At 60.0% G+C, this 26,887-nt stretch carries 23 protein-coding genes; 14 read left to right on the top strand and 9 right to left on the bottom strand.

Annotated elements, in window-relative coordinates; genetic code table 11:
- Positions 1-8: 8 nt before the first annotated feature.
- The 5 genes from etfA to ACA059_RS29340 form a co-directional block, all read right to left on the bottom strand.
- Positions 9-1,229 carry an electron transfer flavoprotein subunit alpha gene (gene etfA / locus ACA059_RS29320; RefSeq protein WP_497631901.1) on the bottom strand — a complete coding sequence of 407 codons (1,221 nt, stop codon included), beginning with the start codon at positions 1,227-1,229 and terminating at the stop codon, positions 9-11.
- Positions 1,229-3,178, bottom strand: a complete 1,950-nt coding sequence (dgcB, locus tag ACA059_RS29325) for a dimethylglycine demethylation protein DgcB (protein WP_123368595.1) — start codon at positions 3,176-3,178, stop codon at positions 1,229-1,231. Before dgcB ends, etfA begins: the two co-directional genes overlap by 1 nt.
- A gap of 145 nt (positions 3,179-3,323) precedes the next feature.
- Positions 3,324-5,384 carry a dimethylglycine demethylation protein DgcA gene (dgcA, locus tag ACA059_RS29330; protein ID WP_497631902.1) on the bottom strand — a complete coding sequence of 687 codons (2,061 nt, stop codon included), beginning with the start codon at positions 5,382-5,384 and terminating at the stop codon, positions 3,324-3,326.
- Between the two features lie 15 nt (positions 5,385-5,399).
- On the bottom strand, positions 5,400-5,930 hold the full coding sequence (locus ACA059_RS29335) for a DUF5943 domain-containing protein (RefSeq protein ID WP_008033249.1): 531 nt from the start codon (positions 5,928-5,930) through the stop codon (positions 5,400-5,402).
- Between the two features lie 78 nt (positions 5,931-6,008).
- Positions 6,009-6,986 carry a dipeptidase gene (locus ACA059_RS29340; protein WP_008033250.1) on the bottom strand — a complete coding sequence of 326 codons (978 nt, stop codon included), beginning with the start codon at positions 6,984-6,986 and terminating at the stop codon, positions 6,009-6,011.
- A gap of 235 nt (positions 6,987-7,221) precedes the next feature.
- On the opposite strand from ACA059_RS29340, the gene ACA059_RS29345 reads away from it, so the two are divergent.
- The 3 genes from ACA059_RS29345 (at position 7,222) to ACA059_RS29355 (ending at position 8,506) form a co-directional block, all read left to right on the top strand.
- Positions 7,222-7,623, top strand: a complete 402-nt coding sequence (locus ACA059_RS29345; protein WP_497631903.1) for a lysozyme inhibitor LprI family protein — start codon at positions 7,222-7,224, stop codon at positions 7,621-7,623.
- 110 nt (positions 7,624-7,733) lie between these two features.
- A complete protein-coding gene (locus ACA059_RS29350; RefSeq protein WP_462048136.1) occupies positions 7,734-8,057 on the top strand; it encodes a helix-turn-helix domain-containing protein in 324 nt (107 codons plus the stop codon).
- 32 nt (positions 8,058-8,089) lie between these two features.
- A complete protein-coding gene (locus tag ACA059_RS29355; protein WP_497631904.1) occupies positions 8,090-8,506 on the top strand; it encodes a DUF3010 family protein in 417 nt (138 codons plus the stop codon).
- A 120-nt stretch (positions 8,507-8,626) separates the two neighbouring features.
- On the opposite strand, the gene ACA059_RS29360 is transcribed toward ACA059_RS29355, so the two are convergent.
- The gene (locus ACA059_RS29360; RefSeq protein WP_497631905.1) at positions 8,627-9,571 is read right to left on the bottom strand and encodes a GlxA family transcriptional regulator; all 945 of its coding nucleotides are present in this window, start codon (positions 9,569-9,571) and stop codon (positions 8,627-8,629) included.
- Positions 9,572-9,780: 209 nt separating this feature from the next.
- On the opposite strand from ACA059_RS29360, the gene choX reads away from it, so the two are divergent.
- The 6 genes from choX (at position 9,781) to ACA059_RS29390 (ending at position 15,380) form a co-directional block, all read left to right on the top strand.
- Positions 9,781-10,725 (top strand): choline ABC transporter substrate-binding protein, encoded by a 945-nt coding sequence (gene choX, locus ACA059_RS29365; RefSeq protein ID WP_497631906.1) that lies wholly within the window; start codon positions 9,781-9,783, stop codon positions 10,723-10,725.
- A 74-nt stretch (positions 10,726-10,799) separates the two neighbouring features.
- Positions 10,800-11,687: a 3-dehydrocarnitine:acetyl-CoA trimethylamine transferase CdhC gene (cdhC, locus tag ACA059_RS29370; protein WP_140674841.1), complete on the top strand. Its 888-nt coding sequence runs from the start codon at positions 10,800-10,802 to the stop codon at positions 11,685-11,687.
- Positions 11,688-11,897: 210 nt separating this feature from the next.
- Complete coding sequence (locus ACA059_RS29375; RefSeq protein WP_077747265.1) at positions 11,898-12,863, top strand: L-carnitine dehydrogenase; 966 nt, start codon at positions 11,898-11,900, stop codon at positions 12,861-12,863.
- Positions 12,864-13,090: 227 nt separating this feature from the next.
- Positions 13,091-13,567, top strand: coding sequence for a thioesterase family protein (locus tag ACA059_RS29380; RefSeq protein ID WP_497631907.1), 477 nt, complete (start codon positions 13,091-13,093; stop codon positions 13,565-13,567).
- A gap of 14 nt (positions 13,568-13,581) precedes the next feature.
- The gene (locus ACA059_RS29385) at positions 13,582-14,745 is read left to right on the top strand and encodes a gamma-butyrobetaine dioxygenase (RefSeq protein WP_497631908.1); all 1,164 of its coding nucleotides are present in this window, start codon (positions 13,582-13,584) and stop codon (positions 14,743-14,745) included.
- Positions 14,746-15,116: 371 nt separating this feature from the next.
- Positions 15,117-15,380 (top strand): hypothetical protein, encoded by a 264-nt coding sequence (locus ACA059_RS29390; protein ID WP_149416450.1) that lies wholly within the window; start codon positions 15,117-15,119, stop codon positions 15,378-15,380.
- Between the two features lie 117 nt (positions 15,381-15,497).
- Here the strand turns inward: ACA059_RS29390 and gbdR are convergent, their stop codons facing one another.
- Positions 15,498-16,601: a choline metabolism transcriptional regulator GbdR gene (gene gbdR, locus ACA059_RS29395; RefSeq protein WP_415758812.1), complete on the bottom strand. Its 1,104-nt coding sequence runs from the start codon at positions 16,599-16,601 to the stop codon at positions 15,498-15,500.
- 515 nt (positions 16,602-17,116) lie between these two features.
- Positions 17,117-18,493, bottom strand: a complete 1,377-nt coding sequence (locus tag ACA059_RS29400) for an L-serine ammonia-lyase (protein WP_497631909.1) — start codon at positions 18,491-18,493, stop codon at positions 17,117-17,119.
- Positions 18,494-18,928: 435 nt separating this feature from the next.
- On the opposite strand from ACA059_RS29400, the gene ACA059_RS29405 reads away from it, so the two are divergent.
- The 3 genes from ACA059_RS29405 (at position 18,929) to choV (ending at position 21,963) form a co-directional block, all read left to right on the top strand.
- Positions 18,929-19,876, top strand: a complete 948-nt coding sequence (locus tag ACA059_RS29405) for a choline ABC transporter substrate-binding protein (protein WP_497631910.1) — start codon at positions 18,929-18,931, stop codon at positions 19,874-19,876.
- Positions 19,877-19,942: 66 nt separating this feature from the next.
- Positions 19,943-20,788: a choline ABC transporter permease subunit gene (choW, locus tag ACA059_RS29410; protein WP_497631911.1), complete on the top strand. Its 846-nt coding sequence runs from the start codon at positions 19,943-19,945 to the stop codon at positions 20,786-20,788.
- Positions 20,785-21,963, top strand: coding sequence for a choline ABC transporter ATP-binding protein (choV, locus tag ACA059_RS29415; RefSeq protein WP_497631912.1), 1,179 nt, complete (start codon positions 20,785-20,787; stop codon positions 21,961-21,963). Before choW ends, choV begins: the two co-directional genes overlap by 4 nt.
- A gap of 253 nt (positions 21,964-22,216) precedes the next feature.
- Here the strand turns inward: choV and ACA059_RS29420 are convergent, their stop codons facing one another.
- Entirely contained in the window at positions 22,217-24,166 is a 1,950-nt protein-coding gene (locus ACA059_RS29420; RefSeq protein WP_497634746.1) for a BCCT family transporter, read from the bottom strand.
- 379 nt (positions 24,167-24,545) lie between these two features.
- Here ACA059_RS29420 and betI point away from each other — a divergent pair, with 379 nt between their 5' ends.
- The gene (gene betI / locus ACA059_RS29425; protein WP_008151939.1) at positions 24,546-25,139 is read left to right on the top strand and encodes a transcriptional regulator BetI; all 594 of its coding nucleotides are present in this window, start codon (positions 24,546-24,548) and stop codon (positions 25,137-25,139) included.
- Positions 25,140-25,247: 108 nt separating this feature from the next.
- Entirely contained in the window at positions 25,248-26,720 is a 1,473-nt protein-coding gene (betB, locus tag ACA059_RS29430; RefSeq protein ID WP_497631913.1) for a betaine-aldehyde dehydrogenase, read from the top strand.
- The last annotated feature ends 167 nt before the right edge of the window (positions 26,721-26,887 follow it).

Raw genomic sequence — 26,887 nt, forward strand, 5'->3', positions numbered from 1 at the left:
TCCTTTCCTTAAGCCGCATCGCGCTTGGCTTCGTTGCGGTAAGCCTCTACCACATCGATCAAGGCTTGAAGAATCTCGGCACTCTCGCCGATCACCGACAGGTCGGCCCGTTTGATCATGTCGCAGCCAGAGTCGAGATTGATCGCCACCACCTTGTCGCAGGCACCGATGCCTTGCAGGTGCTGGATCGCCCCGGAAATCCCCACGGCCACGTAGACCCGTGCGGTGACCCAGGTGCCGGACGCACCGACCTGACGGTCGCGCGCCATGAAGCCATCGTCCACTGCCACACGGGACGCGCCTTCGGTAGCGCCCAACGCTTCGGCCGTCCTGTGGAAAAGTCCCCAGTCCTTGACCCCGTTGCCGCCGGAGAAGATGAATTCGGCTTCGGCCATCGGAATCGCCGCCGGGTCCACCGCCACCGCGCCCAAATCCTCGATACGCGAGAGACTGCGCGCCACCGCTGTGGATAACTCCACCGACAAGGCTTCGTGACGGGTTTCGCTGACCGGTTCTGCGCATTCGACGGCAGCCAGAATCAAGCGAGCGACCGGACGCGCAAGGTCTTGCAAGCCCGCACCGGCGCGGCCGATGCATTCCTGATCCTTGACCTGCCAGACCCGCGTGGCCGGGCGTTCGCCCAGCGCAGCAGCAAAGCGACGACCGAGTTCGCCACCGCCACTGCGGCTGTCCGGCAGCAGCCAATGACGCGGGTTGAACTGGTTATCCACAGCCCGCAGGCCCTGGACTCTTTGTTCCGGTGCATAACCGTTGAATTCGTCGCCATCCAGCACCAGCAAGCGATCGACACCCGCGGTGGTGAAGGCGTTTTCCTTGTGTTCGCCGAAGACCACGGCCAACACCGCGCCGTCGTTGCCGGCCAACTGATGAGCCAGGCCAAGCAAGTCGCGGTCGTGACTGCTCAAGCGGCCGCCGACCATGTCCGGCACCACGCTGATGTAAAACGCAGGTGCAGGCACTTGATGCAGTGGCAACTGGACTTCAACCGCGGCCGAGCGTTTGCTCGCCCCGCCCTGTTGAGCGCCGCTGCGGTCGATTCGCTTGATGCCGTTGGGACCGATAAAACCGATGCCATGGGGATTCTTGCGGATGACGCCGTTAGGCCCCATCCAGCTGTGTTGCGCCGGTTGCATGGCCGCGTGCAGCGGGTGCAGACGGTTGCGGGCGATCCATTCGGCGCGTGGGTCGCGGCGGATAATGTCGCTCATCAGTGGGCCTCCGCAGGTTCACGTTGGGCCGGTTTGGTCGGCTTGCTCGGGGCAGCGTCTTCGAGCAACGCGTCCGCCACCAGTTCGGCGATGTCCTTGATCAGCGGCCGGGGTTCGACCACGCCTTCGAGCATCGCGGTGCACTGTGGACAACCCACGGCCACCAGTTCGGCGCCGGTTTCGCGGATGTCTTCCATGCGCATGTCGGGGATCCGTTGCTTGCCCGGGATGTCGGTGATCGGCGCACCGCCGCCACCGCCGCAGCAGCGGGAGCGGAAACCGGAGCGTTGCATTTCCTTGATCTCGATGCCCAGGGCGCGCAGCACTTCACGCGGTGCTTCGTATTCGCCGTTGTAGCGGCCGAGGTAGCACGGGTCGTGATAAGTCACGCTGCTGCCTTTGTGCTGGCCGAGGTTCAGGGCACCAGCGCCAATGATTTCCGCCATGTAGGTGCTGTGGTGCTGCACGAGGTAGTTGCCGTCGAAGGCGCCGTACTCGTTTTTCAGCACGTGGAAGCTGTGCGGGTCGCAGGTGACGATGCGGTTGAAGCTGTATTTGGCCAGGGTCTGGATGTTGCGTTTGGCCAACAGCTGGAAAGTCGCTTCGTCGCCCAGACGTCGGGCCACGTCGCCGCTGTCGCGTTCTTCCAGGCCCAGTACCGCGAAGTCGACCTTGGCCGCTTTCAGCACTTTGACGAAGGCGCGCAAGGTGCGCTGGTTGCGCATGTCGAAGGCACCGTCGCCGACCCAGAACAGCACGTCGACCGACTTCTTCTCGCTCATCAGATTGAGGTTCAAGTCCGCCGCCCAGTTCATCCGCCCGCCCGGGGCGAAACCGCCAGGGTTGTCGGTGGCGATCAGGTTTTCCAGGACTTCAGCGCCCTTGTTCGGGGTCGCGCCTTTTTCCAGGGTCAGATGGCGGCGCATGTCGACGATGGCATCGACGTGCTCGATCATCATCGGGCACTCCTCGACGCAAGCGCGGCAGGTGGTGCAGGACCACAGGGTTTCCGCGTCCACCAGACCGTTGACGATCGGTTGATGCGGATTGCCGGCGTGCTCGCCAATCGCTTTGCCCGGATACGGGCTGCCGGCGAATTTGGCGTCGGTGCCACCGGCCAGGCCAACGACCATGTCTTGAATCAGTTTTTTCGGGTTCAGCGGCTGGCCGGCAGCGAACGCCGGGCACGCGGCTTCGCACTTACCGCACTGCACGCAAGCGTCGAAGCCGAGCAGTTGGTTCCAGGTGAAATCCTTGGGTTTTTCCACGCCCAGTGGCGCGTTTGGATCGTTCAGGTCCAGCGGTTTCAAACCGGTGGAACGGCCGCCACCAAAACGCTCGGCGCGACGGTGCCAGGCCAGGTGCAGGGCGCCGGCGAAGGCGTGTTTCATCGGCCCGCCCCAGGTCATGCCGAAGAACAGTTCGCTAACGCCCCACAGCACACCGACGCCGAGGATCGCAGCCACCACCCACCCGCCGAAGTTTTCCGGAAGGATGCCGGCGACCGGCAGGGTCAACAGGAAGAAGCTCGCAGAGAACGCCAACAGGCTTTTCGGCAGACGCATCCACGGCCCTTTGGAAAGGCGAGCCGGTGGGTTGCGACGACGCAGGAACATGAAAATCGCACCGACGAACATCACCGCCGAGGCAATCAACAGGGCAACACCGAGAATGCGATTGTGCAGGCCGAAACCGTGAACCAGGATCGCCAGCACAATCGACGCCACCGCACCGCCAGCCGTGGCGACGTGAGTGTTGGCGATGTATTTGTCCCGCGCGACGACATGGTGCAAATCGACCATGTAGCGTTTAGGCATGGCGAACAGGCCGCCGATCAGGTCGACTTTCGAAGCCCGGCCTCGGCGCCACATAGCCACCCGCCGCAACGCGCCCAGGACAGCGAGGCCCAGGGCAGCGAACAACAGGATTGGAAGAAGGGTGTTCAACATGGTGAAGCTCCCACCAAAACATCTTGGAGAAACGCGGTCGATGTAGGAGCTGCCGAAGGCTGCGATCTTTTGATCTGGATCTTAAAAAACAAAGTCAAAAGATTGCAGCCTTCGGCAGCTCCTACACAGGGGATGCGTCAGTGGCTTAGAAATCCTTGCACAACCGCAACGCGTCATAGATCGCCGCGTGGGTGTTGCGCTGCGCCACGCAGTCGCCGATGCGGAACAGCAAGTAGCCGTCGCCCGGCTGGCTCAGCGAAGGTTGCGGCTTGATCGCGAACAGGGCTTCGATGTCCATCTGGCCTTTGTTGCGCGAGCCTTCCTTCAGGGCGTAGTAGATTTCTTCGTCCGGACGCACGCCGTTTTCGACGACGACCTGGTCCACCACCCGCTCCTCTTTGGCGCCGGTGTATTCGTTTTCCAGCACCGCCACCAGCTTGTCGCCTTCGCGATAGACCTTCTCCAGCATCATGTCCCCGGTCATGATCACTTCTTTGGGGTACATGCTGCGGTAGTAGGTCGGGAACGAGGTGCCGCCAATCGCCACGCCCGGTTTGATGTCGTCGGTGACGATCTCGACCTGGCTGCCCTTGTCGGCGAGGAAGTCGGCCGTCGACATCCCGGTGAACTCGCAAATGGTGTCGTAGACCAGCACGTTTTTGCCCGGTGCGACCTTGCCATCGAGGATGTCCCAGCTGCTGACCACCAGACCTTCAGCCGCGCCCCAATGCTCGTTCTGCTCCAGGAATGGATGGCCGCCGACGGCGAGCACCACCACGTCCGGACGCAGGTCGAGAATGGTTGCCGCATCCGCCGCCACGCCCAGGCGCAGGTCGACTTTCAAACGCGCCAGCTCAAGCTGGAACCAGCGGGTGATACCGGCGATCTGGTCCCGTTGCGGGGCTTTCGAGGCCGTGGTGATCTGCCCGCCAATGAATTCTTTTTTCTCGAACAGGGTCACGTCGTGGCCACGTTCGGCGGACACGCGAGCCGCTTCCATCCCGGCAGGGCCGGCACCCACCACCACAACCTTGCGCTTCACACCGGTCGACTTCTCGATGATGTGCGGCACGCCCATGTATTCACGGGAGGTCGCGGCGTTCTGGATGCACAACACGTCCAGACCCTGGTACTGACGGTCGATGCAGTAGTTGGCGCCGACGCATTGTTTGATCTGGTCGACCTGACCCATTTTGATCTTGGCGATCAGGTGCGGGTCGGCGATGTGGGCGCGGGTCATGCCGACCATGTCGACGTAACCGCCTTCCAGAATCCGGGTCGCCTGGTTCGGGTCCTTGATGTTCTGCGCATGCAGAATCGGGGCCTTCACCACTTCCTTGATACCGGCGGCCAAATGCAGGAATGGCTCCGGTGGATAACTCATGTTCGGGATAACGTTGGCCAGGGTGTTGTGGGTGTCGCAACCCGAACCCACCACGCCGATGAAGTCGATCATGCCGGTGTCGTCGTAGTACTTGGCGATCTGCTTCATGTCCTCGTGGGACAAGCCGTCCGGGTGGAATTCGTCACCGCACAGACGGATGCCGACGCAGAAATCCGGGCCGACTTCAGCCCGCACAGCCTTGATCACTTCCAGGCCGAAACGCATGCGGTTCTCGAAGCTGCCGCCCCATTCGTCGGTACGTTTGTTGACCCGCGGGCTCCAGAACTGGTCGATCATGTGCTGGTGCACGGCGGACAGTTCGACGCCGTCCAGGCCACCGGCCTTGGCACGCGCCGCAGCGCTGGCGTAGTTGCCGATCACCCGCCAGATTTCTTCCGGCTCGATGGTTTTGCAGGTCGCACGGTGCACCGGTTCACGGATACCCGACGGCGACAGCAGGGTTGGCCAATGCTCGCCGTCCCAACGCGAGCGTCGGCCCATGTGGGTAATCTGGATCATGATCTTGGCGCCATGCTTGTGCATGGCATCGGCCAGGTTCTGGAAGTGTGGAATGATCCGGTCGTCGGCCAGGTTGACCGACTTCCACCAGCCTTGCGGGCTGTCGATGGCCACACTGGAGGAACCGCCGCAAATCGCCAGGCCGATCCCGCCCTTGGCTTTCTCTTCGTAATACTTGACGTACCGGTCGGTGGTCATGCCGCCGTCGGTGGCATAGACCTCGGCGTGCGCGGTGCTGAGCACGCGGTTGCGGATGGTCAGTTTGCCGATCTGGATCGGCTGGAACATTGCTTCGAAAGCCATGGCGGGTTCCTCGACTTACAACGGCTTGACGGTGAACAGGCCGTCGTCGTGGCCTTCTTCGGAGCCACCGTAAACCTGTTCGGCAACGGTGCGAATCTTGCTGCCGCGAGCTTGCAGAATCTGGTCCATGGCACCGGCAAACCAGCCAGTGAACATGTAGTCGACCTTGCGCCCGACTTTGCCGTACACGTAGACAAACGCCGAGTGTTCGAGCTTGACGCTGGCGGTGCCTTTGTCGAGGTCGATGTCCTGGATCTTGAACAGGCCCCAGCCGCGCTGCGACAGGCGCTTCATGTAGTGCTCGAACACCGCAACGCCTTCCAGGCCGTGGCATTCAGCTTCTTTTTCACACCAGTGCCAAGCGGACTTGTAGCCGGCTTTGTAGAGGATTTCGGCGTAGGCGTCGGCGCCCAGCACTTCCTCGATGCCCATGTGGTTGTTGACGAAGAAGTGACGCGGTACGTACAGCATTGGCAGGGCGTCGGAGGTCCAGACACCGGTTTCGCTGTCGACTTCGATTGGCAATTGCGGGGCGATCTTGGCCATGGAAACTTAACTCCAGAAAAATTTTGGTGTTGCCCCCGGCGCGGACGGCCGGGGGAAAGGATTCAGATTTGCTGTGGCTTACTCGCCCCAGACGTCCTTGAGGACGTTGACCCAGTTCTCACCCATGATCTTGCGGACCACGCGCTCGGAATGACCGCGCTTGAGCAGTGTTTCGGTCAGGTTCGGGAACTCGCCGACGGTGCGGATGCCCAGCGGGTTGATGATCTTGCCGAAGCTGGTCAGGCGGCGGGCGTAGCCCTTGTCATGGGTCAGGTATTCGAAGAAGTCCTGGCCATGGCCCTGGGTGAAGTCGGTGCCGATACCGATGGCGTCTTCGCCGACGATGTTCATGGTGTATTCGATGGCTTCGGCGTAATCGTCGATGGTCGAATCGATGCCCTTGGCCAGGAACGGCGCGAACATGGTCACGCCGACGAAACCGCCGTGATCGGCGATGAACTTCAGTTCTTCATCGGATTTGTTGCGCGGGTGAATTTTCAGACCCGACGGCAGGCAATGGGAGTAGCAGACCGGTTTCTTCGATTCGAGGATAACTTCTTCGGAGGTTTTCGAACCCACGTGGGACAGGTCGCACATGACGCCGACGCGGTTCATCTCGGCAACGATTTCACGACCGAAACCCGACAGGCCGCCATCACGCTCGTAGCAACCGGTGCCAACGAGGTTTTGGGTGTTGTAGCACATCTGCACAATACCGACGCCCAGCTGCTTGAAGACCTCGACATAGCCGATCTGGTCTTCAAAAGCGTGGGCATTCTGGAAGCCGAACAGGATGCCGGTCTTGCCCTGCTCTTTTGCCTTGCGGATATCGGCGGTGGTGCGCACTGGAATCACCAGGTCGCTGTTTTCGCGGATCAGCTTCTGGCTGGCGGCGATATTGTTGACGGTGGCCTGGAAGCCCTCCCACACCGACACGGTGCAGTTGGCCGCGGTCAGACCGCCCTTGCGCATGTCTTCGAACAGCTCACGGTTCCATTTGGCAATAATCAGACCGTCGATAACGATGCTGTCGGCGTGCAATTCGGCTGGGCTCATCAGGCTGTCCCCTATTAGCGATTCGTGCGCCGAATCGTGTGCCGGCGCTTTGGGGCCAGCATATGCCTGAGGGAGGGGGCAGCCGGGTGCAAAAACGACAGGGGGTTTGCCGAAAGCGTCAATCCGCGACAAAGGGTCGTCGCCGGACGTCATGGGCCACCTGTTCAAGGGCCTGCGCATGGGCCAGAATTCGCGCCATTACTGGATGTTTCACTGAATAAGGGGCGGCGACGCAATGAAATCGATCTTCCTGGCTTTGGCACTGATAGCGACCGGTGTACACGCGGCTGAAGAGTCCGACGATAACCCCTGCGACAAAGTCGAAAACGAGGTCCAGACCCTGGAATGCTCGGTCTACAGCAAAACCACCGCCGAAGACCTGCTGAAAGACAACTACCAAACCCTGACCGAGCGCATGCAATCGCTCTACGGCAAGAACCCGGCGCAACTGACCGACATCACCGCCAAGCTCAAGGCCGCACAACAGCAATGGCTGAAGACCCGGGAAGCGGATTGCGCGGTTGAGGCGTTTCCGGCGACGAGCGGTAGCAAGGCATTCACGATTGCGCAGAATGATTGCGTGGCGCGGATGAGCGATGAGCGGTCGGAGTTTTTGGAGTCGATTGGGCAGGAGTGATGTTGTGGTCGGGCAACATCCCGACATGCTTCGTTAATTGGCCGACAGCGAAATATAAGTAAAGATTCTTAATCTTATAAAAGACTTATATTCGAGAGACCAAAAACACGATGAATGCACCTACTGACGTTCAGATCATCAATGACGCAGATGGGAATCCCGCTTTTGTGGTCATTCCCTACGCGCAATATGTGGCGCAGAAGATTGAGCCCGATCTGATTCCCCATGAAGTTGTCAGCCGTATCGTCGACGGCGCAACGCCAATTCGCGCCTGGCGCGAACATCTGAACCTTACTCAGGATGAAGTGGCCAAACGCATGGGTATCTCCCAACCGGCCTTTGCCCAGCAGGAGACCGTCGCCAAGCCTCGCAAGGCGACCCGTGAGAAAATTGCCGCGGCTTTTGGCATCAACGCCGATCAGCTTGAGCTGTAAGCTGCACGCCATCAGCCAGTTAAGGAATTCAAATGAAAATCTGCGGCATCGAAATCAAAGGCAGCGAAGCCATCATCGCCGTGGCCTCTCTCGACGGTCAGGCGCTGAGCCACGTCGCCCTGGCCACCAAGAAAATCGCCCTCGACGATGACGACGAAGCCGCGAACGTCAAAGTCTTTGCCGCTCAAGTGGCATCGTTTGTGCGCGAGAACTCCATCGATCGGATCGCGATCAAGAAACGCAGCAAGAAAGGCGAGTTCGCCGGTGGGCCGACCACGTTCAAAATCGAGGGTGTTTTCCAGCTGTTGGAAAATTGCGAGGTCACGCTGCTGTCGCCACAGACGATTAATGCGCAGAACAAGAAGTTCGATTTTGCACTGCCGGGGACGCTAAACAAGTATCAGCATGAAGCGTTTAAAGCGGCCTGCTCAGCGCTGATGAAGAAGTAACGTCCTCCACCGATCGTTCCCACGCTCCGCGTGGTAATGCATCCCGTGACGCTCCGCGTCACATCTTGAAGCGGACGCAGAGCGTCCCTGGCGGCATTCCCACGCAGAGCGTGGGAACGATCATGCCTTCGCGGTACGCCTGTCCTCCCGCGGACACCGTTCAAACTTCGCCCGATAGCTGCGGGTGAAATACGACGGTGATTCAAACCCGCAAGCAATGCTTACCTCCAGCACGCTCATATCAGTCTGGCGCAACAGCTGCCGCGCCTTCTCCAGCCGCAAGCGCAGGTAGAAATTGCTCGGCGTGTCGTTCAGGTGCAGGCGGAACAATCGCTCCAACTGCCGTCGCGTGACCTTGATCGATTCGGCCAATTCCAGCGTGCTCAGCGGCGGTTCGCTGTGCTGCTCCATCTCCCCAATCACATGCACCAGTTTCTTATTACTGATGCCATAACGCGTGGCGACTTCCATGCGCTGGTGGTCTTTGCGCGGGCGGATGCGGCCGAGCACGAATTGTTCGCTGACCTGGATCGCCAGTTCCGGACCGTGGGCCTGGCTGATGAGGTCGAGCATCAGGTCGATGGACGCAGTGCCGCCGGCGGAGGTAATGCGTCGACGATCGATCTCGAACAGCTCCTGGGTAACGCTGAGCTGCGGATAGGACTCCTTGAACGCGTCGATGGCTTCCCAGTGCAGGGTCAGGCGATGGCCGTCGAGCAGGCCGGCTTCGGCGAGGACGAAACTGCCGGTGTCGATGGCGCCGAGGGTCACGCCTTCGTTGTCCAGGCGGCGCAGCCAGTGTTCCAGCGCGGGCGTGGCGAATTTCAGCGGTTCGAAGCCCGCGATCACCAATAAGGTCGCCCCTTTTTTCAGCGGTTCCAGCGCCGCATCGGCGTTGACCGACATGCCGTTGCTGGCCAGCACCGCGCCGCCGTCCGCGCTGAGCACATGCCAGCGGTAGAGCTCACCACGAAAGCGATTGGCGACCCGCAACGGCTCGATGGCCGAGATGAAACCGATGGCCGAGAAACCCGGCATCAACAAGAAGTAGAAATCCTGGGACATGGAGCGCACTCGACTGACAGGTAACGAGAGGGCGGGAAGCGTGTGGACGTTGATACGCCACTTGCGAGAGGCATTCAAGAGCGCAGGTCGCTGCAGTGCAAGAGCTGGTCGCCGCAGTGCGCTTTAGCGGGCCTCAAGCTGCGTAACTTGGCATCACCGGCGCACGAAGACGCCCGGACCCACAATAATGAACTGCCGAGGAACCTGAGATGAAACGACTGATCAGCAGCTGTGTTCTTGCACTCAGCGGTACCGCTTTCCTGAGCGCCAGCGTCATGGCGGCCGAACCTGCTTCATGCCAGAACGTACGCATGGGCGTCGTGAACTGGACCGACGTGATCGCGACCAGCGCCATGACCCAAGTCCTGCTCGATGGCCTCGGCTACAACACCAAACAAACCAGCGCTTCCCAGCAAATCATCTTCGCCGGGATCCGCGACCAGCGCCTGGACTTGTTCCTGGGCTACTGGAACCCGCTGATGACCCAGACCATTACCCCGTTCGTCTCGGCCAATCAGGTCAAGGTGCTTGAGGCGCCAAGCCTGAAAGACGCCCGCGCCACGCTCGCGGTACCGACTTACCTCGCCGACAAGGGCCTCAAAACCTTCGCCGACATCGCCAAGTTTGAAAAAGAACTGGGCGGCAAGATTTACGGCATCGAGCCAGGTTCGGGCGCCAACACCCAGATCAAGGCGATGATCGCCAAGAACCAGTTTGGCCTCGGCAAGTTCCAGTTGGTCGAGTCCAGTGAGGCCGGCATGCTCGCGGCGGTGGATCGCGCCGTGCGACGCAAAGAGGCTGTGGTGTTCTTCGGCTGGGCGCCGCATCCGATGAACGTCAACGTGCAGATGACCTACCTCACCGGCAGCGACGACGCTCTGGGCCCGAACGAAGGCATGGCCACGGTCTGGACCGTCACCGCGCCGAAATACGCCGAGCAATGCCCGAACATCGGCAAGTTGCTGAGCAACCTGACCTACACCGCCGAAGACGAGAGCCGGATGATGCAACCGCTGCTGGATCACAAGGACGCTTTCGAGTCGGCCAAGCAATGGCTGAAAGATCACCCGCAAGACAAGCAACGCTGGCTCGAAGGCGTGACCACCTTCGATGGCAAACCCGCTGCTGAAAACCTGCAACTGACCACCAAATAAACCCGATTGAACCACCGACTCGCAGCCCGACCGGGCTGCGAACGGAATCATCACGCCTGCAAGGAACCCGCCTCATGAACCACGACGTCATCATCACCTGCGCACTCACCGGTGCTGGCGACACGACCAGCAAAAGCCCACACGTGCCGGTCACCCCGAAACAAATCGCCGCTGCCGCCGTGGAAGCTGCCAAGGCTGGCGCCACCGTCGTTCACTGCCACGTTCGCAACCCCGAAACCGGCAAATTCAGCCGTGATGTCGCGCTGTATCGCGAAGTGATGGAGCGCATCCGCGAGGCGGACGTCGACATCATCGTCAACCTCACCGCCGGCATGGGCGGCGACCTGGAAATCGGCGCTGGCGAGAACCCGATGGAGTTCGGCCCGAACACCGACCTGGTCGGCCCGCTGACCCGTCTGGCTCACGTTGAAGAACTGCTGCCGGAAATCTGCACCCTCGATTGCGGCACCCTGAACTTCGGCGACGGCGACACCATCTACGTGTCCACCCCGGCCCAGCTACGCGCTGGCGCCAAACGCATTCAAGAGCTGGGCGTGAAGGCCGAGCTGGAAATCTTCGACACCGGTCACCTGTGGTTCGCCAAGCAGATGATCAAGGAAGGCCTGCTCGACGACCCGCTGTTCCAACTCTGCCTGGGCATCCCGTGGGGCGCGCCGGCCGACACCACCACCATGAAAGCCATGGTCGACAACCTGCCTGCCAATGCGGTCTGGGCCGGGTTCGGCATCGGTCGCATGCAAATGCCGATGGCTGCGCAAGCGGTGCTACTTGGCGGCAACGTGCGGGTCGGCCTGGAAGACAACATCTGGCTGGACAAAGGCGTACTGGCGACCAACGGCCAACTGGTCGAACGCGCCTCGGAAATCCTCAGCCGTCTCGGCGCCCGTGTTCTGACGCCGGCGGAAGGCCGGGCAAAAATGGGCCTGACCAAGCGCGGTTAACCCGAACCTACACCTCACCTGTGGGAGCGGGTGTGGTGAGGGGATTTATCCCCGTTCGGCTGCGAAGCAGTCGCAAACTCGGTGAATGCGGTTTATCTGAAACACCGCAGTCACAGGTTTAGGGCCGCTTCGCGACCCAGCGGGGATAAATCCCCTCGCCACACAAGCCCGCTCCCACAAGGGATCACCGAATTCTTTTAGGACGTCGCCATGAGCTTTATCACTGAAATCAAAACCTTCGCCGCCTTGGGCAGCGGTGTCATCGGCAGCGGTTGGGTGTCCCGCGCCCTCGCCCACGGCCTCGACGTGGTGGCCTGGGACCCGGCGCCCGGTGCCGAAGCCGCGCTGCGCAAACGCGTCGCCAATGCCTGGGGTGCTTTGGAGAAGCAGGGCCTTGCGCCGGGTGCATCGCAGGATCGGCTGCGCTTTGTCGCCACCATTGAAGAGTGCGTTCGCGACGCGGATTTCATTCAGGAAAGCGCCCCTGAGCGTCTGGACCTGAAACTGGAACTGCACAGCAAAATCAGCGCGGCGGCCAAGCCCAATGCCTTGATCGGTTCCAGTACTTCCGGCCTGTTGCCAAGCGAGTTCTACGAGAGTTCGACACACCCTGAACGCTGCGTGGTCGGCCACCCGTTCAACCCGGTTTACCTGCTGCCCTTGGTGGAAGTGGTTGGCGGCAAAAACACCGCGCCGGAAGCTGTTCAAGCGGCAATGAAAGTCTATGAATCCTTAGGCATGCGTCCGCTGCATGTGCGCAAGGAAGTACCCGGTTTTATCGCCGACCGCTTGCTCGAAGCGCTGTGGCGTGAGGCGCTGCACCTGGTCAACGACGGTGTGGCGACCACTGGTGAAATCGATGATGCGATTCGCTTTGGCGCGGGTCTTCGCTGGTCGTTCATGGGCACGTTCTTGACGTATACCCTGGCGGGTGGCGATGCGGGCATGCGGCACTTCATGGCGCAATTCGGGCCGGCGTTGCAGTTGCCGTGGACGTATTTGCCGGCGCCGGAGCTGACAGACAAGTTGATTGATGATGTGGTGGATGGCACTAGTGATCAGTTGGGCACGCACAGCATTTCGGCGTTGGAGCGCTATCGTGATGATTGCTTGCTGGCGGTTTTGGAGGCGGTGAAAACCACCAAAGAGAAGCATGGGATGGCGTTTGCCGACTGATAGTGATCGGCTGGAGATCGCCCCCTCACCCTAACCCTCTCCCCAGAGGGTAGAGGGAACTGACCGAGGTGTACTTAGAGCGACATCGACCTGAAAGAACTGAGTCGAACTCAGGCTTTGAAAAGCATGGAGATCGGCCCCCTTTCCCCCTCTCCCCTATGGGGAGAGGGCTGGGGTGAGGGGTGGATCTTGAACCATAAACATTCCCACCTCCCGGAACCCCAATCATGCCCACCCTAACCACCTACCAAACCAAAATCATCCCCGACTGGGTCGACTACAACGGCCACCTGCGCGACGCCTTCTACCTGCTCATCTTCAGCTACGCCACCGATGCGCTGATGGATCGCCTGGGCATGGACAGCAACAACCGCGAAGCCAGCGGCAATTCGCTGTTCACCCTCGAACTGCACCTCAATTACCTGCACGAAGTGAAGCTCGACGCCGACGTCGAAGTGCACACCCAAATCATCGGCCACGACAGCAAACGCCTGCACCTCTATCACAGCCTGCATCTGGTCGGAGATGAGAAGGAGCTGGCGGGTAACGAGCAAATGCTGTTGCACGTCGACCTCGCCGGACCGCGCTCCGCACCGTTCAGCGAAGACACTTTGAGCAAGCTTCAAGCCATCGTCGCCGAGCAAACCGACCTTCCCGCCCCCGACTACATTGGCCGAGTGATCGCGTTACCCCCTAAAAAATAACAAGGAGATCGCCATTGAACACCGCCGCCGCTTTTGCCGACTTCCGTACCTACCCGTTGATCAGCGCGTTGACCGCCGTACACACCCTGGCGGACCGAATTCAAGTGAAGTGGGCCGATGACCGTGTCAGCCCGTTTCATCATCAGTGGCTGCGGGACAACTGTCCGTGCCCGCTGTGCGTCTACACCGTAACCCGCGAGCAAGTGCTGGAAATCGTCGACGTCGCCGAAAACCTGAAGCCCTCGGACGTCAGCATTGATGCCGAAGGCTGCCTGCGTGTCGACTGGCAGGACGGCCATCTCAGCCGCTTCGATCCTGGCTGGTTACGGGCCCATGCTTACGACGATGAGTCCCGCGCCGAGCGCCGGGCCGCCAAGCCCAAAAGCCAGCTCTGGAACAGCGACCTGACGCTGCCGGTATTCGACTACCAGGCGTTGATGAACGACAACGACGCCCTGCTGCAATGGCTGCTGGCCGTGCGCGATACCGGCCTGACCCAGGTGCGCGGCGTGCCCACCGAGCCGGGCTCGTTGAAGTTGATCGCCCAGCGGATTTCTTTCATCCGCGAGAGCAATTTTGGCGTGCTGTTCAACGTGCAATCCAAGGCCGATGCCGACAGCAATGCCTACACCGCTTTCAACCTGCCGCTGCACAGCGATTTGCCGACCCGGGAGTTGCAACCGGGGCTGCAATTTCTGCATTGCCTGGTCAATGACGCTGACGGTGGCGAGAGTATTTTCGTCGACGGTTTTGCCATTGCCGAAGCCTTGCGCCATGAAGATCCCGAGGCGTTCAAGAGCCTCTGCGAAATACCTGTGGAGTTCCGCAACAAAGACCGCCACAGCGACTACCGCCGTCTCGCTCCGATCATCGCGCTGGATGCCTTTGGGCAGGTTTCGGAAATTCGCATGGCGAATTTCCTGCGCGGTCCGTTCGATGCGTCGGTCGAGCAGATGCCCGCTCTCTATCACGCCTACCGCCGCTTTATTGCGATGACTCGCGAAACACGGTTCCGCGTGATGACACGGTTAAACCCCGGCGAAATGTGGTGTTTCGACAACCGCCGCACCCTCCACGCCCGCAACGCCTTCGACCCCGCCACTGGTGCCCGGCATTTCCAGGGGTGCTATGTCGATCGGGATGAATTGTTGTCGCGCATCCTCGTTCTTCAGCGTTAAACCGCCAAAAGATCGCAGCCTTCGGCAGCTCCTACAGTGGTTGTGTGCACCCGTGAAATGACGGGGTACGCTGTACCTGTAGGAGCTGCCGAAGGCTGCGATCTTTTGCTTTCAGCAAGGCAAAAAAAACCCCGATCAAGCCGTGACAGGATCGGGGCAGAGGTGGGTACTGTTGAGGAGCCGTTGCGCGAGGGTGACCAAACCTTCGTGAAGCCAGCTGATCCCAGTGTGCCCACTCTCCTCCTGCGCAAGTTAGCCGAAAACGACCTGTTCATAGGTATTGCGGCCATTGCGACAAATCGTCCTTGCCGCCACTCCGCACCCCTACGAGAATCGAGCCACGACACCGTTCCCTGAAGAAGGATTGCGTCATGATGTACGCCGATTTGATAGACCAGGAAGACCTGTTGGGCCAGCTCAAGGCGTTAGGATTCGCTGTGCCCCCTGGTGCAACCGCTGAACAGGCCTGCGAATGCGCGGTACGGGGTTTGAACAACGAACGGGCAACGGAACTGCGCACGATGGTCAAGCAGATGTACACCAGCAGCGCGACCATTCTGCCGGCCGTGCGCCAGGCCATCGATAGGCAATTGCTGCCCGCGTTGGCTGAATATCAACAGAGCCGTAGCGCCTGATAGAACCCATCGTCGGAACGCCGCCCGGAGCAAGCTCGCTCCCACAGTTGACCGCATTCCCCTGAGAGAACTCGGTCAATGTGGGAGCGAGCCTGCTCGCGATGAATCCAACCCGGTCTAGAGCCTTACGCTGGCGAACGTCGATTCGTTACGCGCCTGACTCAGCGCCGACAACGGCCCGGACAACGGTGACAGCACCAGTGCTTGCGGCAGCGGCATCATCGCCACTTGTTGGGTGGTGTTGGAACCTACGCGTTCGTCACGCGGCGGAATGCCGAAGTATTCGCGGTAGCACTTGGAGAAGTGCGGCGTAGACACGAAGCCACACACCGATGCCACTTCGATGATCGACATCGGCGTTTGCTTGAGCAGCTGCCGGGCGCGGATCAAGCGCAGTTTCAGGTAGTAACGCGACGGCGAGCAGTGCAGGTATTTCTGGAACAGCCGCTCCAGCTGACGACGCGACACGGCGACGTACACCGCCAGTTCGTCGAGGTCGATCGGCTCTTCGAGGTTGGCCTCCATCAGCGCGACGATTTCCTGCAACTTCGGCTGGTTGGTGCCGAGCATGTGCTTGAGCGGCACACGCTGGTGATCCTGCTCGTTGCGGATGCGCTCGTAGACAAACATCTCCGAGATCGCGGCGGACAGTTCACGACCGTGATCGCGGCTGATCAGGTGCAGCATCATGTCCAGCGGCGCGGTGCCGCCGGAGCTGGTGAAACGGTTACGGTCGAGGGTGAACAAACGCGTACTCATGGCCACACGCGGGAAAGCTTCCTGCATCGAGGCCAGGCATTCCCAGTGCACGCTGCAATCGAAACCGTCCAGCAGGCCGGCGCACGCCAGGGCCCAGCTGCCGGTGCAGACCGCACCGAGACGGCGCGACTGACGCGCCTGGCTTTGCAGCCACGAAACGTGTTCACGGGTAACAGTGCGCTGGATGCCGATACCGCCGCAGACAATGATGGTGTCCATGGCAGGTGCTTTGTGCATGGAGCAGTCGGGGGTGATCTGCAGACCGTCACTGGCCCAGACCTGACCACCGTCGACTGTGATCGTGGTCCAGCGATACAGCTCACGACCGGACAATTGGTTGGCCATGCGCAGGGGTTCTACTGCGGAGGCCAGAGAAATAAGCGTGAAATTGTCCAGCAGCAAAAAGCCGATGGATTGAGGCGCACGGTTCTGGGGTTGGGCCCCGGAGTTGAACGTCGTCATCGCGGTATCTCCTCACACAAAGCGGGTGATGGCCTCAGGCGGAGGCTCTTGTTATTGCCATCGTTCTCGCGTGGGAGACGGGCTTTGTAATGACAGAGCAAATGCCATGCCTAAAGTTGAATGGCCGTTCAATAACTCCTGAAAACGACGTCGCGCCGCGTCTATATAAGCCGTGCCGCAAGTGGGGGTTATAAGTGCCATTATCGGCGGGAGGCGCTCTGCCCCGTTGGGCGTGAGCAAATCGGTAGCACTTGTGGGAACAGGGCTACAGCGACCTGAGGGAGAGTGTCACCACAAGCACAGGTGACAGGCGGTAATGGCCAACTTGGATCCCGGATCTCGGGCCAGTCGCTTATCTGTAAGCGACGCTCCAAAACGTGGCGCGTTTTGATTCCGGTGTTCACTTAGCGCGCAGTTTTGACTGGTCTGACGCCTTCGCGGGCAAGCCTCGCTCCTACAGGGATCGCGTGATTCTGTAGGAGCGAGGCTTGCCCGCGAACGGGGTCAACTCGGTATCAGCACTCCACCGCGCTAACCGCCAACCCACCCCGCGATGTCTCTTTATATTTGTCATGCATATCGGCACCGGTATCACGCATGGTGCGGATCACCCGATCCAGCGAGATAAAGTGCTGACCGTCGCCACGCAGCGCCATCTGCGCTGCGTTGATGGCTTTCACCGCGGCAATCGCATTGCGCTCGATGCACGGTACTTGCACCAGCCCACCCACCGGGTCGCAGGTCAGGCCGAGGTTGTGTTCCAGGCCAATTTCCGCCGCGTTACACAGTTGCTCCGGTGTCGCACCCAGAATCTCCGCCAGCCCGGCCGCCGCCATGGCGCAGGCCGAACCGACTTCGCCCTGGCAACCGACTTCGGCACCGGAAATAGAAGCGTTTTTCTTGCACAGAATCCCTACCGCCGCCGCACTGAGGAAATAGTCGACTACGTTGGCGTCAGTCACCACCTCGCTGAACTTCATAAAGTAGTGCAGCACCGCCGGAATGATCCCCGCCGCGCCATTGGTCGGTGCCGTCACCATGCGCCCACCGGCGGCGTTCTCTTCGTTGACCGCCAGGGCGAACAGGTTGACCCACTCCATCGCGCTCAAGGTCGAGCCGATGACGTTGGGTTTTCCCAGCTCTTGCAAGCTACGGTGCAACTTGGCCGCGCGCCGGCGCACATTCAGGCCGCCGGGCAAGATGCCTTCGTGCTTGAGGCCCTGATCGACGCAATCCTGCATAGCGCGCCAGAGTGTCATCAGGCCAGCGCGGATTTCCTCTTCGCTGCGCCAGACCTTCTCGTTGGCCATCATCAATTCGGCGACGCGCAGGTTGTGCTTCTGGCAGAGACTGAGCAGCTCGACGGCGGTGGAGAAATCGTACGGCAGCACGGTGCGGTCCAGATCGACCACGCCGCTTGAAGCCTGTGCCTCATCAACGACAAAACCGCCGCCGATGGAATAGTAGGTGTCGCGATGCAGCTCGCCGTCATCACCTTCGACGATCAGCGTCATGGCGTTGGGGTGGAATGGCAGGTTCTCGTCGATCAGGCGCATGTCCCGGGCCCAGATGAACGGGACCGACAAACGACCGTCGAGCAACAGCGTGTGGGTTTCGCGCAGGGTTTCGATGCGAATGCCGATTTGCGACGGATCGATCGCGTCCGGCCACTCGCCCATCAGGCCCATGATCACTGCGTTGTCGCTGCCGTGACCGATGCCGGTGGCCGACAACGAACCATAAAGCTGAACTTCGACGCGCCGTACTTGTTCCAAAAGACCCTGCTCACGCAAACCTTGCACGAACAGCGCCGCGGCGCGCATTGGTCCCACGGTGTGCGAACTGGAAGGGCCGATGCCGATTTTGAACAGGTCGAAAACACTGATAGCCATTACTGCCGAACTCCTGGATGTGCCAACTCCAGACGCAAAAGCGCCCAGTGACGGAGCTGCTACGCTCAAGCTGCAATCCGCCGAGATGGCCGCATCATCAGGCTTTTGTCATGTCGTTCGACGTCTCACACCGACGCACTCATGCCCACCAACGCCGCGAGGCTTTGACGCTGCGTTTTCGCCGTTTTTTTGCGGATCGGAGGGGCAAAGGGGGCTGAAAAAAGCTGTAAACGACGTCACCGACACTGGATGCGACCATCCCTGTACTGGTTACGACGCACCCTGTAGGCGTCAGATTTTCACTGGTACATGATCGTATCGACTCGATTGCAAGGCGCCGTGGTAGAGATGTCTCCAAAACGCCATCCAACCGCAACCTATAAGTGCGGTGGTCCAGTCGGAACACTGCCAAAAAAAACACCAAGGAGTCCATCCATGAAAGGTTCCCCGTCGTTGTTGTTGGCCGCCATGCTGAGTCTGCCGTTACTGGCTCAAGCCGCAGAACCCGCTCAGTGCAGCACCGTAAACTTCTCCGATGTCGGCTGGACTGACATTACCGTCACCACCGCCACCACCAGCGTCGTTCTCGATGCGCTCGGCTACAAGACCAAAACCACGATGATTTCCGTTCCGGTGACCTACAAGTCCCTGGCCGACGGCAAGAACATGGACGTGTTCCTGGGTAACTGGATGCCGACCATGGAAAACGACATCAAGGCCTACCGCGATGCCGGCACCGTGGAGACCCTGCGCGCCAACCTGGAAAACGCAAAATACACACTCGCCGTCCCCGAAGAGTTGTATAACAAGGGTCTGAAAGATTTCGCCGACATCGCCAAGTTCAAGAAAGAACTCGACGGCAAGATCTATGGCATCGAACCAGGCAACGACGGCAACCGCCTGATCCAGAGCATGATCGACAAGAACGCCTTCGGCTTGAAAGACGCCGGCTTCAAGGTGGTCGAGTCCAGCGAGGCAGGCATGCTCTCGCAAGTCGATCGCGCCCAGCGCCGCAACACCGCCGTGGTGTTCCTGGGCTGGGAACCACACCCGATGAACACGCGTTTCAAGATGAAGTACCTGACCGGCGGCGACGACTATTTCGGCCCGAACTTCGGCCAGGCAACCATCTACACCAACACCCGCAAGGGCTATGCGCAGGAATGCAGCAACGTCGGTCAGTTGCTGAAAAACCTGCAGTTCACGCTGAACATGGAAAGCACCCTGATGGGCAACGTCCTGGACGACAAAATGAAGCCTGACGCGGCCGCCAAGGCCTGGCTGAAAAAGAATCCACAGGTCCTCGATACCTGGCTCGCTGGCGTGACCACCATTGACGGTAAACCAGGCCTGGAGGCCGTGAAAGCCAAGCTCGCGCAGTAAATCGCTTACGCCGGGCGAGCGTGCTCGCCTGGGCTGTTTATTCCTTGCATGCGGACGTTCACTACCATGCTGATTGATCAGAAAATACCTTTAGGCCAGTACATCGCGGGCTTCGTTGAATGGTTGACGCAAAACGGCGCCAGCACCTTCGACGCAATCGCCGTGTCACTGGAAACGATGATCCACGGCGTGACTTTTGCGCTGACCTGGTTCAACCCGCTGGCATTGATCGGCCTCATCGCGCTACTGGCACACTTCATTCAACGAAAGTGGGGCCTGACCGTTTTTGTCATCGCCTCCTTCCTGCTGATCCTCAATCTGGGGTACTGGCAGGAAACCATGGAAACCCTTGCCCAGGTGTTGTTCGCCACCCTGGTCTGCGTGGTCATCGGCGTGCCGTTGGGCATTGTCGCCGCGCATAAACCGATGTTTTACACACTGATGCGTCCGGTGCTCGATCTGATGCAGACCGTGCCGACCTTCGTGTACCTCATTCCTACCCTGACCCTCTTCGGTCTGGGTGTGGTCCCGGGTCTGATCTCCACGGTGGTGTTCGCGATTGCCGCGCCTATCCGCCTGACCTACCTGGGTATCCGTGATGTTCCCGCAGAATTGATGGATGCCGGCAAAGCCTTTGGCTGCTCGCGCCGTCAACTGCTCGCGCGCATCGAACTGCCTTACGCCATGCCAAGCATCGCGGCCGGTATCACCCAGTGCATCATGCTGTCGCTGTCGATGGTGGTGATCGCGGCACTGGTGGGCGCCGACGGCCTGGGCAAACCCGTGGTCAACGCACTGAACACTGCTGATATCGCCCTGGGCTTCGAAGCCGGCCTGGCGATCGTACTGCTGGCGATCATGCTCGACCGTATCTGCAAACAACCCGACGCTAAAGTAGGGGGTGACGCATGAGCATTATTCGCTTCGAAGACGTCGACGTAATCTTCTCCAAAGACCCGCGCGAGGCCTTGAAACTCCTCGACCAAGGCATGACCCGTGACCAGATCCTGAAAAAGACCGGGCAGATTGTTGGCGTAGAAAAGGCCAGCCTGGACGTCGAAAAGGGTGAAATCTGTGTACTGATGGGCCTGTCCGGCTCAGGCAAGTCCAGCTTGCTGCGCTGCATCAACGGCCTCAACACCGTCAGCCGCGGCAAGTTGTTCGTCGAGCACGAAGGCAAGCAGATCGACATCGCTTCCTGCACCCCGGCGGAACTGAAAATGATGCGCACCAAGCGCATTGCGATGGTGTTCCAGAAGTTCGCCCTGATGCCTTGGCTGACCGTTCGCGAGAACATCAGCTTCGGTCTGGAAATGCAGGGTCGTCCGGAGAAAGAACGGAAAAAACTGGTCGATGAAAAACTTGAGCTGGTGGGCCTGACCCAGTGGCGCAACAAGAAGCCGGACGAGCTCTCCGGTGGTATGCAGCAACGTGTGGGCCTGGCCCGCGCGCTGGCGATGGATGCCGACATTCTGCTGATGGACGAACCGTTCTCGGCCCTTGACCCGCTGATCCGCCAAGGCCTGCAAGACGAACTGCTGGAACTGCAAAGCAAGCTGAACAAAACCATCGTGTTCGTGAGCCACGACCTCGATGAAGCCCTGAAGCTCGGCAGCCGTATCGCAATCATGAAAGACGGCCGCATTGTTCAGTACAGCGTGCCGGAAGAGATCGTGTTGAACCCTGCGGACGATTACGTGCGGACCTTCGTGGCCCACACCAACCCGCTGAACGTACTGTGCGGTCGCAGCCTGATGCGCACCCTCGACAACTGCAAACGCATCAACGGTTCGGTGTGTCTGGATCCGGGCGGTGATTCGTGGCTGGACCTGGCGGAAGGCAACACCATCAAGGGCGCTCGCCAGAACGGCGCGAGCCTGGATCTGCAGAACTGGGTGCCGGGTCAAGCGGTTGAAGGGTTGGGTCGTCGGCCAACGGTAGTGGATTCGAACATCGGCATGCGCGAAGCGCTGCAGATTCGTTATCAGACGGGCAACAAACTGGTGCTGCACGACAACAACAAGGTGGTCGGGATTCTCGGGGATAGTGAGCTGTATCACGCACTGCTCGGCAAGAATCTGGGGTAAGGCAACACACACAAAAACGCCGCGAGAGGATCGCGGCGTTTTTGTTAGTGCAGACATCAGGCTCGGAACGCTGACAAATGTGGCGAGGGGATTTATCCCCGTTGGGCAGCGAAGCGGCCCCAAAACCAGGCACAGCGGTATTTCGGGAGATCGCGTTGGCAGGTTTTACGACTGCTGCGCAGCCGAACGGGGATAAATCCCCTCGCCACAATGGATCTGCGGTGCAGCTACTTGCACCGCATCACCTCAAGTCTCAGCTATAGACACGGCCAAGGAGTTGCCGATGGCTTTCAAACTGATCGAGCACGTCACGGGTGATCTGATCCTGAGTGAAGCCCATCAAGTCGTAGTCCTGGCTGCCGTTGTGCAGGTACACCTCGGCGCGGTAGTAACGTGCACGCGGTTCATCAGCACTTTCAGCCGAAACCGTGTCGCTCGCCGCTGCCAGATAGCCGTCCAGGCTTACTTCGTAGACAAAAGGGTTGCCCTCTTCCATCTCGATCCGCACGCCCATGCAGCGTTTCGATTTGCCCAGCAACGTCTGCACATCCAGACCCTGAGTGCGCAATTGCACAGCCGCATCTTCCAGCGCCGGGCTGACTTGCTTGTCCATGAAACGCTGAACAATCGACTGATTCGGCTGCAAGTCCAGCTGCGTCAAACGCTCGCTGAAACCACGACGACCGCGGGCTGCGAGCTCCGCTTGCTCCTGTTCGATCTGCACGTCCTGGCGCATCGCCTTGTGCAAGCCGAACATGAAGAACACCAGCACCACCGAGAACGGCAGACCGGCCAGCACCACCATGGTTTGCATGGCTTCGAAGTTACCGGCGAACAGCAGGCCGATGGTCACCAGCGTGATCACCGCCGACCAGAAGATCCGCAGCCAGTGCGGAGCGTCTTCGTCGACGTTGCCGCCCTTGCACGAAAGGTTCGCCATCATCACCGCGCCGGAATCCGCCGGGGTCAGGAACAGCACGAAACCGACAAAGATCGACACGCCGATCACAATCTTCGACGCCGGGTAATGCTCAAGCAATTGGTAGATCGCCATGGACGGCTGTTCCAGCGCCGTCTTGCCGAGCTCCACTGCCCCATGGTTCATCACCAGGTCCAGGGCCGAGTTACCGAAGATCGACAGCCACGCCAGGGTGAAACCCAGTGGAATCAGCAGCACGCCGGCCACCAGTTCGCGCACCGTGCGACCACGGGAAATACGCGCAATGAACATGCCGACGAATGGGGCCCAGGAAATCCACCAAGCCCAGTAGAACAAGGTCCACAGGCCCAACCAGCGGTCGGACTTCTCACTGTCGCCTTCGTACACATAGAGGTCGAAGGTCTTCAGCACCACGCCGTTCAGGTAGTCGCCGATGTTTTGCACGAAGCCATTGAGCAGGTGCAAGGTCGGGCCGAACAACAGGACAAAAATCAGCAGGCCGCTGAACAGCACGATGTTCAGGTTGGACAGACGGCGAATACCGTTTTCCACGCCAGACACAGCCGCGATGGTCGCCACGGTGCTCATCACGATGATCACGATCAGCAGGTTGGTGTTGCTGTGTTCCATGCCGAACAGGTTTTCAAGCCCCGACGACACTTGCAGCGAACCAATCCCCAGGTTCGTCACCAGACCCAGCAGGGTCACGAACATGCCGAAGCCGTCCACCGCATGACCGGCCGCGCCTTTGACCCAACGCTCGCCGACCAGCGGATACAGCGCAGAACGCAACGCCAGCGGCTGGTTATGACGGTAGGCAAAATAAGCAACGGCCAGGCCGACCAATGCGTAGATCGCCCAGCCGTGCAGGCCCCAGTGCAGGAAGGTCAGTTGCACCGCCTGACGGGCAGCCATGTTGCTGGCGGCCACGCCTTCCGGTGGATTGAAGTAGTGGTCCAGCGGCTCGGAGGCACCGAAGTACAGCAGCGAAATGCCGATACCCGACGAGAACAGCATCCCCGCCCAGGCGCCGTAGCTGAAGTCCGGGGTGTCGTCCTTGCTGCCCAGTTTGAGCTTGCCGTAGGACGAAAACGCCAGGCCGACCACGAAGACCAGGTAAGCGGCGATCACCACCATGTAGTACCAGCCGAAGCTGCGGGACAACCAGGCCTGGGCAATACCAAGCAATCTGCCGGCCTCTTGCGGGGCGATGATCAGAATGGCGGTCAACAACAGGATCAACGCGGTAGAGGTGTAGAACACCCAACCGTTGACCGTCACCTTCTCGGGTGGGGTCTTTATAAGAGAGGCAGAACTCATGGCACAGATGCTCCAGGCAGTGCGAGAGAAGAACACAAGGCAACGCGGTACCCGACTAATCGGTTAGTTGGCAGCCGACCGGCGGGTGATATAAAGACACCCCGAAAAAAGCCCGAAGCCCGGGAGCGCCAGTGCGCGGGGGTTTCGAGCGTTTTCAGACGTCGTTTTTCCGCCAACTACGTGTAGGAAAAACCTGTAGGCAGCGACGAATTGTCGCAGATCTTATTCTTTGTTGATTGAACGTTCAATCAAAACAAAATAGACTGGCCCTCAATCCGATAGACGTTTCACGTCCACCGGAAGGCCTAAGGAGATGTGCAAGATGCCCAAGGTCGGTATGCAACCCATCCGCCGCCAGCAGTTGATCGAAGCCACATTGCAGGCGGTAGATCAGGTCGGAATGGGGGACGCCAGCATTGCGCTGATCGCCCGTTTGGCCGGTGTCTCGAATGGCATCATCAGTCACTATTTTCAGGACAAGAACGGCCTGATCGCTGCCACGGCGCAGTATCTGATGAGTGTCCTCAGCGAGAACGTCACCGCGCGCCGTCAGGCGCTGGAGGACAGCAGCCCACGGGCCCACCTCCAGGTGATTATCGAAGGCAACTTCGACGCCAGCCAGGTCAATGGCCCGGCAATGAAAACCTGGCTGGCCTTTTGGGCCACCAGCATGCACCACCCGTCTTTGCACAGGTTGCAGCGGATCAACGATCACCGTCTGTATTCCAACCTGTGCTGCCAGTTCCGCCGTGTATTGCCGCTCGATGACGCGCGCAGTGCAGCCCGCGGTCTGGCAGCCCTCATTGACGGTTTGTGGTTGCGCGGCGCGCTGTCGGGAGATGCTTTCGACACCGAGCAAGCGCACCAAATCGCTTACGAATACATGGATTTCCAACTGGCCAAGCAGGTGAGTTAGAGCACACATAATCGCTCAGCCCCTGAACCGCCACTGACCAGCGTTGCCCAAGCTATAAGGCACGCCCAGTGGTTACCGCCAACCAACTTATGCTCTTGCGAGGACTATATGGCCCGTTTCGAACTGCAAAAACTCTACATCGATGGCGGCTACAGTGACGCCAGCAGCGACGCCACCTTCGAAGCCATCAACCCGGCTAACGGTGAAGTCCTCGCAACCGTACAGCGTGCGACCCAGTCAGACGTTGAGCGCGCGGTGGTCAGCGCCGAAAAGGGCCAGAAAATCTGGGCTGCAATGACCGCCATGGAGCGTTCGCGCATCCTGCGTCGTGCCGTCGACATCCTGCGCGAGCGCAACGATGAACTGGCTGCCCTGGAAACACTGGACACCGGTAAGTCGTTCTCCGAAACCAAGTACGTCGACATCGTCACCGGCGCTGACGTGCTGGAGTACTACGCAGGTCTGGTGCCGGCCATCGAAGGCGAGCAGATCCCGCTGCGCACCACTTCGTTCGTCTACACCCGTCGCGAGCCGCTGGGCGTCGTGGCCGGTATCGGCGCGTGGAACTATCCGATCCAGATCGCCCTGTGGAAATCCGCACCTGCCCTGGCGGCCGGTAACGCGATGATCTTCAAGCCAAGCGAAGTCACTTCCCTGACCACGCTGAAACTGGCCGAGATCTACACCGAAGCCGGTGTTCCGGCTGGCGTGTTCAACGTCCTGACCGGCAGCGGCCGTGAAGTCGGCACCTGGCTGACCGAACACCCACGCATCGAAAAAATCTCCTTCACCGGCGGCACCGACACCGGCAAGAAGGTGATGGCCAGCGCTTCCGCGTCTTCGCTGAAAGACGTGACCATGGAACTGGGCGGCAAATCCCCGCTGATCATCTTCGACGACGCCGACCTCGATCGCGCCGCCGACACCGCGATGATGGCCAACTTCTACAGCTCCGGTCAGGTCTGCACCAACGGCACTCGCGTGTTCGTGCCGAGCCACCTGAAAGCCGCGTTCGAAGCCAAGATCGTTGAGCGCGTTGCGCGCATCCGCGTCGGCAACCCGGAAGACGAGAACACCAACTTCGGACCGCTGGTCAGCTTCGCCCACATGGAAAGCGTGCTGGGTTACATCGCCAAAGGTAAGGAAGAAGGCGCTCGCGTGCTGTGCGGCGGCAGCCGTCTGACCGAAGGCGACTTCGCCAAAGGCGCGTTCGTGGCACCGACCGTGTTCACCGACTGCACCGACGAGATGACCATCGTTCGCGAAGAAATCTTCGGCCCGGTGATGAGCATCCTGACTTACGAAACCGAAGAAGAAGTGATCCGTCGCGCCAATGACACCGACTTCGGCCTGGCCGCTGGCGTTGTCACCAAAGACCTGAACCGCGCTCACCGCGTGATTCATCAACTGGAAGCCGGTATCTGCTGGATCAACGCCTGGGGCGAATCCGACGCCAAGATGCCGGTCGGCGGCTACAAGCAATCGGGCGTGGGCCGTGAAAACGGCATCAGCTCGCTGAACAACTTCACACGCATCAAATCGGTACAGGTCGAACTGGGCGATTACGCCTCGGTTTTCTAAGACCCGCGAAGTCTGGAGTGAACACCATTGTGGTGAGGGGATTTATCTGTGGCGAGGGGATTTATCCCCGTTGGGCCGCGCAGCAGCCCCTATCCAGACACCGCGATTCTTCAGATAGAACCAGTCGCTGATTTTACGACTGCTGCACAGCCGGACGGGGATGAATC

This window comes from Pseudomonas sp. LBUM1647 (assembly GCF_059716175.1).

What these genes read in the sequence shown, in the direction of transcription:
- choV (WP_497631912.1), top strand. Translation starts at nt 20,785, where the DNA reads ATGAGCATTATTCGCTTCGAAGACGTCGACGTAATCTTCTCCAAAGAC.
- ACA059_RS29340 (WP_008033250.1), bottom strand. Translation starts at nt 6,986, where the DNA reads ATGAGCCCAGCCGAATTGCACGCCGACAGCATCGTTATCGACGGTCTG.
- cdhC (WP_140674841.1), top strand. Translation starts at nt 10,800, where the DNA reads ATGAACCACGACGTCATCATCACCTGCGCACTCACCGGTGCTGGCGAC.
- etfA (WP_497631901.1), bottom strand. Translation starts at nt 1,229, where the DNA reads ATGAGCGACATTATCCGCCGCGACCCACGCGCCGAATGGATCGCCCGC.
- ACA059_RS29380 (WP_497631907.1), top strand. Translation starts at nt 13,091, where the DNA reads ATGCCCACCCTAACCACCTACCAAACCAAAATCATCCCCGACTGGGTC.
- dgcA (WP_497631902.1), bottom strand. Translation starts at nt 5,384, where the DNA reads ATGGCTTTCGAAGCAATGTTCCAGCCGATCCAGATCGGCAAACTGACC.
- ACA059_RS29360 (WP_497631905.1), bottom strand. Translation starts at nt 9,571, where the DNA reads ATGTCCCAGGATTTCTACTTCTTGTTGATGCCGGGTTTCTCGGCCATC.
- ACA059_RS29375 (WP_077747265.1), top strand. Translation starts at nt 11,898, where the DNA reads ATGAGCTTTATCACTGAAATCAAAACCTTCGCCGCCTTGGGCAGCGGT.
- ACA059_RS29350 (WP_462048136.1), top strand. Translation starts at nt 7,734, where the DNA reads ATGAATGCACCTACTGACGTTCAGATCATCAATGACGCAGATGGGAAT.
- betB (WP_497631913.1), top strand. Translation starts at nt 25,248, where the DNA reads ATGGCCCGTTTCGAACTGCAAAAACTCTACATCGATGGCGGCTACAGT.
- ACA059_RS29335 (WP_008033249.1), bottom strand. Translation starts at nt 5,930, where the DNA reads ATGGCCAAGATCGCCCCGCAATTGCCAATCGAAGTCGACAGCGAAACC.
- ACA059_RS29345 (WP_497631903.1), top strand. Translation starts at nt 7,222, where the DNA reads ATGAAATCGATCTTCCTGGCTTTGGCACTGATAGCGACCGGTGTACAC.
- choX (WP_497631906.1), top strand. Translation starts at nt 9,781, where the DNA reads ATGAAACGACTGATCAGCAGCTGTGTTCTTGCACTCAGCGGTACCGCT.
- ACA059_RS29405 (WP_497631910.1), top strand. Translation starts at nt 18,929, where the DNA reads ATGAAAGGTTCCCCGTCGTTGTTGTTGGCCGCCATGCTGAGTCTGCCG.
- ACA059_RS29355 (WP_497631904.1), top strand. Translation starts at nt 8,090, where the DNA reads ATGAAAATCTGCGGCATCGAAATCAAAGGCAGCGAAGCCATCATCGCC.
- dgcB (WP_123368595.1), bottom strand. Translation starts at nt 3,178, where the DNA reads ATGTTGAACACCCTTCTTCCAATCCTGTTGTTCGCTGCCCTGGGCCTC.
- choW (WP_497631911.1), top strand. Translation starts at nt 19,943, where the DNA reads ATGCTGATTGATCAGAAAATACCTTTAGGCCAGTACATCGCGGGCTTC.
- ACA059_RS29400 (WP_497631909.1), bottom strand. Translation starts at nt 18,493, where the DNA reads ATGGCTATCAGTGTTTTCGACCTGTTCAAAATCGGCATCGGCCCTTCC.
- betI (WP_008151939.1), top strand. Translation starts at nt 24,546, where the DNA reads ATGCCCAAGGTCGGTATGCAACCCATCCGCCGCCAGCAGTTGATCGAA.
- gbdR (WP_415758812.1), bottom strand. Translation starts at nt 16,601, where the DNA reads ATGACGACGTTCAACTCCGGGGCCCAACCCCAGAACCGTGCGCCTCAA.
- ACA059_RS29390 (WP_149416450.1), top strand. Translation starts at nt 15,117, where the DNA reads ATGATGTACGCCGATTTGATAGACCAGGAAGACCTGTTGGGCCAGCTC.